The following is a 7,679-nucleotide window of genomic DNA, read 5'->3' on the forward strand; positions in this document are numbered from 1 at the left end:
GCTGTTGAGCGCCCCTCGTTACCTGCCAAATTCACGGAAGGCAGGGAGCTGCGCTCGTTGCATGCGTGATGCTTGCGGATTGAGGCCAGTGCACCAACCTGGGTACACGCGAAACCCGCGCTTGCCTTGCCTGCGTGGGGTGCTGGCTGTGCCCGTTTGTTCGGTGATCCTGAGCTGTGCAAGATGTTCACGGGTGAAGGCGAATACCCCATGGCGATCTGCGTCCGTACCCGCATTGGTATCTGTGACGAACACGAGCAACCCAACGCACGCATCGGTATCAGTGAACGGCTCGGTCTCGCCCGCGGCATTGCGCCGCCAGACGGCGACGAACGCGCCTGGCTTGGTCGGAGTGATGCGTGCGGTGCGGATCCGCCACCACTGCCCATCGATCTCGACGCGGCCGGACTCATAGTCCGTGTTTTGTTCCTCGGGGTCGATCGCGCCTGCGGTCGTCTCGGTCGCGGTGAGGTAGCGCTCGAATGACAAGAAACCCATACTGCGCCCAGCCTAGTCCTCGATCAGGCGTTTGCTGAGTGAGCGCACGTCGTCGGTCTCGTATTGGTCTGTGACAACGATAGATGCAGGATCGGGTACGGCCGGCCGTCCCCGTCAAGCTCACTGCGACCCGTCTGCTCGAAATCGTGCGCAAAATAGAAACCGAGCGCCCCCGGATTTTGCTCATTCACATCGACGCGCGTGACCGCTTGCTGTCGCGTGACCTCTGCAAGGAGCGCGGATCCGACGCCCTGCCCTCGAACTTCGTCAGCAACGAACAGCATCTCGAGGCTGCCCTCGATGACGCCAGCGAAACCGACCGGGACTCCGCCCCGCTCCGCGACCGTGAGGGTCACCGCGGGGAAGTAATCGGTGGCGAGCTTGGACTCGATCCGCGCTCCATCAGTTGGATCAAGGAAGTCGTGGGTCGCGTCGACCGCGCTGCGCCAAATTGCAACGAGCGCGGGGTACTCGGCGGGGCCGACGCACGGGCGAATGACAAGTTTTGGTTTGCGCACCATGACGACGTCGAGTTCTTTTTCGTCTTCGGCAACGAATCCGTGCCGCTCGTAGAGGCGCCCGGCGCTACTGCCGCGCAGCATGTGCAGGCGCATGGGGGTCGCGGCGGGCTCAGCGAGAATGCGCTGGAGCACCTGCGTGCCGAGGCCCCGGCCCTGCAAATCAGGGTCGAGGTAGAAGTTTTCGAGCCACCGCTCACCGGGTTCATGGCGAACCGTTACACAGCCGGCGACCTGCTCATCGAGCAAGATCACGCGGGTGTTCTCCTTCTTGAACGCGTTGCGCATGCGCTGGCCAACGCGCACCGGGTCAAACCGGCCGAGGCGCTCAAAGTCTGCGCGGAGGACTCGGACGCGGAGGTCGACAATCCAGTCGAGATCTTCATCGGTACTCGGGCGGAACGAGAGTGGCATGGGTCAAGCGTAGTCAGTTGCGGGGTAGGGGAGCTAGTGGGGTTTTCGGGTCGATGCGGTTTGTAATCTCGAGGTACTCTCGAAACTTTTGCGTGGCAGGGGAATGGCGCACCATCTCCAGGAACAGTGCTTCACCGTTCTCTGCGCCATGTCTTCTGGCAACCGGGGCCAAAGCAGCTGACAGTTCTGCAGCAGTGACTTCGGGTTTCTCGTATGCCCCTCGAACGATGTCGGCGAGATGCTCATAGTCGAGACATGTTTCTGCGATATCCGCGACAGTGCGGGGAAGACTGGTCACGGGCAGGCCATCAATCAAGACAATCTGGTCTCTAGGGAGTGACCTACGCCGAAACCTCACATCATAGATGCTTGACTGCCTACGTCTGGGCGAGGTGAACTCGTGATACATCGGGAACAGATCACCGATTCCATATACTGCGGCTGCTGAGATTCCTGAGACTGAGACAGAAAAGTCTTGTCTTGTGACACCCCGCATCGGTTCCGTTGCAAGCCAGGCAGCTCGTAAATCTTGGAATGGTCCGTAGCTGGCGGAACTGAGCGCATACACTCCATTTCTTACGCAGTCGATTGAACCAGACGAAGTCAGTCGGGTGAGCTGATTCCTCGTGACTCCGGCTGCGATGACCTGCTGGGTTGTCACGAGACTCCATTGTGTGGATGCGATGAATCCAAGGGTCGTGAGGGCTTCGATTGTCTGCATAGTTTCACCTCCAGAGTCTGAAAATGTACCTATCTGAGTGATGAAAATCTAGGTTTGATTTGAATTGTCTTGCGGCGGTGAGGTCTGACGCCTACTGGTCAGGCAGGTAGTCTCGTGTGAATGAAGATGAGCCTCGTTGTCGGTTTCGAAGAGAAGCACCTGGTCGAGTTCTCGTTTGACGAGTTCTGGGGCGGCATCAAGATCACCGTCGATGGCGTCAAAGTGATGGGGACCGTGCAGATCCTGTCGTTCAGCACCATGAAGGCGTGGGAAATCACGGTCGGGACGAACGAACAGCACCACGTGCGCTTCGAAAAGCGCCGGGCCCAGTTCTTTGCAGCGTTCAAGCCGCAGCCTGTGCGCGTTTATGTTGACGGTATCTTCATCATGGAAGCGTTCGAGTAGGCGATACTCCAGATACGCCAGAGGGCGATGGGAGACTCCCACCGCCCTCTGGCGTAATACATTCTCGCTGACCCGAGAGAAGCAGCGTCCTACTTCCCCGAGCCTTACCGCCGGGCCTTACTTCTCCCAGTTTGGCTTCCAGCCGAGGGCGGGCGCGACGTGCTTCGCGAACGACTCGAGTACGTGGAGGTTGTACTCGGGGCCGAGCTGGTTCGGGATGGTGAGCATGAGCGTATCTGCCGCCATGACCGCCTCATCCTGCAGCAGCTGCTCGATGAGCTTGTCTGGCTCTGCCGCGTAGGTCTTGCCGAACGTCGATCGGTAGCCATCGATGATGCCGATCTGATCGTTGCTTTCTTGGCCGCGGATCCCGAAGTACATGTTGTCCTGCTCGTTCATGATCGGGAACACGCTTCGGCTGACCGAGACGCGCGGGGTGCGCGTGTGGCCGGCCTCCTTGTATGCGGCGCGGAACAGCTCGATCTGCTCGCGCTGGAGTACATCGAACGACTGACCGGTTGCCTCGGTGAGCAGGGTAGAACTCATGAGGTTGAGGCCCATGCGGCCGACGTCCTCTGCCGATGCGCGCGAGCCAGCACCCCACCAGATGCGGTCACGCAGACCGGGGGACTGGGGCTCGATCGCGAGGTAGCCGGGAGGCGCCATGCGGGTGTCAGCCTCGACGAGACCCTCGCCGTCGATTGCGCGCAGGAAGCCGTCAAACTTCGCACGGGCAAGATCCGCGCCACGGGGATCTTCAGCACCCGTGTAGCCGAAGGCCTCGTAGCCGCGGACGGCGGTCTCGGGTGATCCTCGGCTGACTCCGATGGCGATGCGCTGATCCGCGATCAAATCGAGCGCAGCGAGCTCCTCAGCGAGGTACAGCGGGTTTTCGTACCGCATATCGATGACGCCGGTGCCGACCTCAATGTGCTTGGTGCGCGCAGCCATAGCTGTGAGCAACGGTACGGGCGAGGCCGCCTGCTTTGCGAAATGGTGCACGCGAACGTATGCGCCATTCACGCCGATCTCATCAGCGCCCTCTGCGATTTCAATCGTCTGCTTGAGCATGTCACCGGCCGTGCGCACGCGTGAACCCTGCACATTGCCGTAGTGCCCGAAGGACAGAAAGCCAAATTTCTCCATACTCGGTGTAACGCCCGTCAGTGGGTTGTATTCCCGCGCATATGAATTAGGTGATTCTGCCTGTGCGGTCAGGAACCGCAGGAGTAGGCTTAGGGGCATGAGTGTTGTGATTGATCCCGCTTTCAACCCTGCTCCATCCCTCGAACGCATGACCGGTGTGAGTGTCTCGTCGACGCTCGCCGAAGGTGCCGAGGCCCGCGCGCTGTTCGTGGCCTCTGAGGGTGAGCTTCCCGCTGACATTGCAGAGATCGGTCGCGATGCGCTCGCCGCAGCCGGCTTCACCGGTGCTGCGAACCAGACCATGCTCCTTCCGGGTGCGCCCCTGACCGTGCTGGTTGGCACCGGCGCGAACCCGATCGAGACTCCCGCGCAGCTGCGTGACGCAGTTGCTGCATTCGCTCGCGGTGCACGTGAAGCCGGCCGCATTGCGGTTGACCTCACCGGTGTGCTCGCGTCGCGTGACTGGGACGCCGACGTCGCGGTGCAGGCCGCGATTGAGGGTGCGATCCTCGCGCGCTACCGTTTCGATGCGCTGAAGTCTGACCCCAAGACGGTCGTGCTCGATGAGCTCATGATCCAGCTCGTCGAAGAAGACCTCGAAGACGCAGAGTACGGCGTCGAGCGTGGCCTGATCCTCGCTCGTACCGCTGAGCTTGCACGCGACCTCGGCAACACTCCTCCCCGCCACCTGAGCGCTGAGAAGTTTGGCAATCTCGCGGCTGAGATTGGCCCCGAGTTTGGACTCGACGTTGAGGTCTACGACCGCGAGCAGATCATGGAGATGGGCCTCGGCGGCCTGCTCGGTGTGAACGCAGGTTCGGTCGAAGAGCCCCGCATGATCAAGCTCAGCTACCGTCCCGCTGATCCCGAGGGCCACCTCGCACTCATCGGTAAGGGCATCATGTACGACTCGGGCGGAATCAGCCTGAAGCCCTCGAACGCGATGCACGCAGCAATGAAGTTCGACATGATGGGCGCAGGCGCAGTCTTCGCATCGATGACCGCACTTGCAGATCTCGGTGTCGAGAGCGCAGTCACCGGCTGGCTGATGTGCACCGACAACATGCCCAGTGGCAGCGCGACGAAGCTCGGTGACGTGCTCACGATCCGCGGCGGCAAAACCGTTGAGGTGAAGAACACCGATGCTGAGGGTCGCCTCGTGCTCGCTGACGGTATCGTGCTCGCAACCGAGGACGCAACTGTGAACGAGCGTCGCCCCGACGCAATCGTTGACATCGCAACGCTGACTGGTGCTGCAATGGGTGCGCTCGGCACCCGAACCGCAGCCATGCTCGCAAATGATGACATCATCGCTGAACAGCTTGACGCGGCGGCTGAATCGACTGACGAGAACATCTGGCGCCTGCCGCTCGATCACCGCTACCGCGACCAGCTCAAGTCGAATGTCGCTGACATTTCGAACATGGGTGGCGCATACGGCGGAGCGATCCTCGCAGGACTCTTCCTCAACGATTTCGTTGATGGCACTCCCTGGGGTCACCTCGATATCGCAGGCACCATGCAGGCTGAGAGCGATGATCTCTGGCGTTCGACCGGTTCGACCGGTTTCGGTGCTCGTCTGCTCGCTGAATTTGCGGAGAACTTCATCGCTCCCGCTGAATTTGCACAGGAAGACGCTGAGTAACTAACGATGGGTGAGGCGATGCGCGACGAGGCTGTTCTTGACCGAGATGCATTCATCTCGCACTTTGCGGACTTCGTTGCCGCATCGCCCACTTCCTATCACGCGGCCGCTGCTGCAGCCGAGGTGCTGACCCGCGCCGGATTCGTCGAGCTCGACGAATCCGAGGCGTGGCCCGCTGCCTCCGCTGCTCCAGCGGCCTTTGTGCGCCGCGACGGTGCGATCATCGCGTGGCGCGCTGGCGCTGGCGTCTCGGCGACCAGCCCCGTGCGCGTGCTTGGCGCGCACACTGACTCACCTGGCTTCGTGCTGAAGCCGCAGCCCGACTTCACTGCGCACGGTTGGGCGCAGCTCGGCGTCGAGGTGTACGGCGGCCCGCTGATCAACTCCTGGCTCGACCGTGACCTCGGAGTTGCAGGCCGAGTGGTCACGCGAACTGGCGAGGAAAAGCTCGTATGCACCGGGGCAGTGGCGCGGATCCCGCAGCTCGCAATCCACCTCGACCGCGAGGCGAATAACGGTCTGAACCTTGATCGTCAGCGCAATACGCAGCCGATCATCGGTATCGCGGGCGCAGACGTCTCGCTCGCCGAACTGCTCGCGCACGAGGGCATCACCGCAGACGACATCGCTGGCTTCGACCTTCGTCTTTTCGATACCCAGCGTCCCGAGCGGATCGGTGCCCGCAGCGAGTTTTTCGCCTCACCGCGCCTCGACAACCTGAGCTCGACGTACGCTGGCCTCGCCGCGTTGATCGTTGCTGAGCCCGCTGAGGGTGGGATCTCGATGCTCGCCGCGTTCGATCACGAGGAACTCGGCTCCGAGACGCGTTCTGGCGCGAGTGGACCGTTCCTGGCTGACGTTCTTGATCGCATCTGGGCTGGTCTTGGCGGAGGCGTGGAAGATCGCCAGCGTGCGCTTGCTGGCTCATGGTGCCTGTCGGCAGACGCCGGCCACTCGGTGCACCCGAACTACGGCGAGAAGCACGACCCAAACGTGCGCCCGCTCGCTGGCCGCGGCCCGATGCTGAAGATCAATGCGAACCAACGGTACGCTTCTGACGCGCACGGTGGGGCGCTGTGGCGCTCGCTCTGCGCCGCCGCTGGCGTTCCGACGCAGGACTTCGTGTCGAACAACACTGTCCCGTGCGGATCGACCATCGGCCCGCTCACCGCTACCCGAATCGGTATGCGCACCGTTGACGTGGGAGTGCCGCTGCTGTCTATGCACTCTGCACGTGAGCTCGCCCACGTTGATGATCTGCACGGCCTCGCGCTCGTTATTGCAGAGTTTTTCGCGTAACCTCCTGTACATTCGCGTCCTCGGACGCAAGTTAGCCTCCCGTGCGGGAGCGACATTGACTAGGATCAAGCTATGAGTGAGATGCAGAATCGGGCAGAGAACCAGGTGCTCGCCCTGTCTACCGACCGGTTGCAGCCGCGTATTCAGCGCATTGGCTCGCAGGACATCGAGATCACCTTCCTCGGCCCCAACACCAACGGTCAGCCCACCTGGATCATGTGGAACGCAAACGAGCCACATCTCATTGGCATGCTTATGCAGGGCAAGATGGGGTACCACTTCGAGCAGCGCACGAGCGTGGGTGTGGATCGCTTCGAGAACATGTCACTCAACAGAGTGCAGCGCGTGCTCGGCGGCTAATTTTTCTCGCTCGTTTGTGTCAGACGGTGCGTTATTAACACACCGTCTGATCTGCGTTTTTGGTTCGATTTGCGCGATATTGCTCATTCCTCGTAAGCTATTACACGGCAGCCAGCGAGCGTAAGCCAGCGGGTGAAAGCCTCGGCCCCATCGTCTAGCGGCCTAGGACTCCGCCCTTTCACGGCGGCAACACGGGTTCGAATCCCGTTGGGGTCACTGGATTGCCAACACAACTTAATACACAATATGGCCCTGTAGCGCAGTTGGTTAGCGCGCCGCCCTGTCACGGCGGAGGTCGCGGGTTCAAGTCCCGTCAGGGTCGCCAAGGTGAAAAAGCCCTTCTTTTGAAGGGTTTCTTCATCTCAGGTGATCGCCATAACAGTGATTATCTGGCTCTGTAGCTCAGTTGGTAGAGCGCACGACTGAAAATCGTGAGGTCACGGGATCGACGCCCGTCGGAGCCACGAAGGCTTTTACACCTTCACCGAACCCCCGCGTAGCTTCTACATCGCGGGGGTTCATTTTTGTCTTTTTGGGGCTTCGTAGGGGTTATAGGACAAAACGTGTGTAAACGGTTGGGCGGGTCATGCCCGTCCTCCCCATCCAGCACGTAGCCAGAGCCCTTCCGCAGCATCGAGTCCTGTGCCGTAGAGCTCTGGCCCATTGTCGGGTT

The 7,679-nt window shown here is 61.1% G+C and carries 8 protein-coding genes and 3 tRNA genes; 7 read left to right on the forward strand and 4 right to left on the reverse strand.

Going from position 1 to position 7,679, the window contains the following annotated elements; all coding sequences use genetic code 11:
- Positions 1–18 precede the first annotated feature (18 nt).
- The 3 genes from ICL81_RS04770 to ICL81_RS12160 are packed head-to-tail and all read right to left on the reverse strand — an operon-like array spanning position 19 to position 2,151.
- Positions 19–498 carry a MepB family protein gene (locus tag ICL81_RS04770; protein ID WP_188033799.1) on the reverse strand — a complete coding sequence of 160 codons (480 nt, stop codon included), beginning with the start codon at positions 496–498 and terminating at the stop codon, positions 19–21.
- A 23-nt stretch (positions 499–521) separates the two neighbouring features.
- The gene (locus tag ICL81_RS12155; protein ID WP_353055414.1) at positions 522–1,430 is read right to left on the reverse strand and encodes a GNAT family N-acetyltransferase; all 909 of its coding nucleotides are present in this window, start codon (positions 1,428–1,430) and stop codon (positions 522–524) included.
- A 13-nt stretch (positions 1,431–1,443) separates the two neighbouring features.
- A complete protein-coding gene (locus tag ICL81_RS12160; protein ID WP_188033800.1) occupies positions 1,444–2,151 on the reverse strand; it encodes a type IV toxin-antitoxin system AbiEi family antitoxin domain-containing protein in 708 nt (235 codons plus the stop codon).
- A 120-nt stretch (positions 2,152–2,271) separates the two neighbouring features.
- On the opposite strand from ICL81_RS12160, the gene ICL81_RS04790 reads away from it, so the two are divergent.
- Entirely contained in the window at positions 2,272–2,556 is a 285-nt protein-coding gene (locus tag ICL81_RS04790; RefSeq protein ID WP_188033801.1) for a hypothetical protein, read from the forward strand.
- Between the two features lie 117 nt (positions 2,557–2,673).
- On the opposite strand, the gene ICL81_RS04795 is transcribed toward ICL81_RS04790, so the two are convergent.
- On the reverse strand, positions 2,674–3,702 hold the full coding sequence (locus ICL81_RS04795) for an LLM class flavin-dependent oxidoreductase (RefSeq protein ID WP_188033802.1): 1,029 nt from the start codon (positions 3,700–3,702) through the stop codon (positions 2,674–2,676).
- A 97-nt stretch (positions 3,703–3,799) separates the two neighbouring features.
- Between ICL81_RS04795 and ICL81_RS04800 the strand changes: the two genes are divergently transcribed.
- The 6 genes from ICL81_RS04800 (at position 3,800) to ICL81_RS04825 (ending at position 7,470) form a co-directional block, all read left to right on the forward strand.
- Complete coding sequence (locus ICL81_RS04800; protein ID WP_188033803.1) at positions 3,800–5,347, forward strand: leucyl aminopeptidase; 1,548 nt, start codon at positions 3,800–3,802, stop codon at positions 5,345–5,347.
- 6 nt (positions 5,348–5,353) lie between these two features.
- Complete coding sequence (locus tag ICL81_RS04805; protein ID WP_370566837.1) at positions 5,354–6,646, forward strand: M18 family aminopeptidase; 1,293 nt, start codon at positions 5,354–5,356, stop codon at positions 6,644–6,646.
- Positions 6,647–6,718: 72 nt separating this feature from the next.
- Positions 6,719–7,006, forward strand: a complete 288-nt coding sequence (locus ICL81_RS04810) for a hypothetical protein (RefSeq protein ID WP_188023284.1) — start codon at positions 6,719–6,721, stop codon at positions 7,004–7,006.
- Between the two features lie 143 nt (positions 7,007–7,149).
- Positions 7,150–7,222 (forward strand) — tRNA-Glu (locus tag ICL81_RS04815).
- A 32-nt stretch (positions 7,223–7,254) separates the two neighbouring features.
- Positions 7,255–7,331: transfer RNA gene (locus tag ICL81_RS04820), tRNA-Asp, on the forward strand.
- A 66-nt stretch (positions 7,332–7,397) separates the two neighbouring features.
- Positions 7,398–7,470 (forward strand) — tRNA-Phe (locus ICL81_RS04825).
- The last annotated feature ends 209 nt before the right edge of the window (positions 7,471–7,679 follow it).

Source organism: Leucobacter sp. cx-328, from assembly GCF_014530035.1.
Lineage (GTDB): Bacteria > Actinomycetota > Actinomycetes > Actinomycetales > Microbacteriaceae > Leucobacter.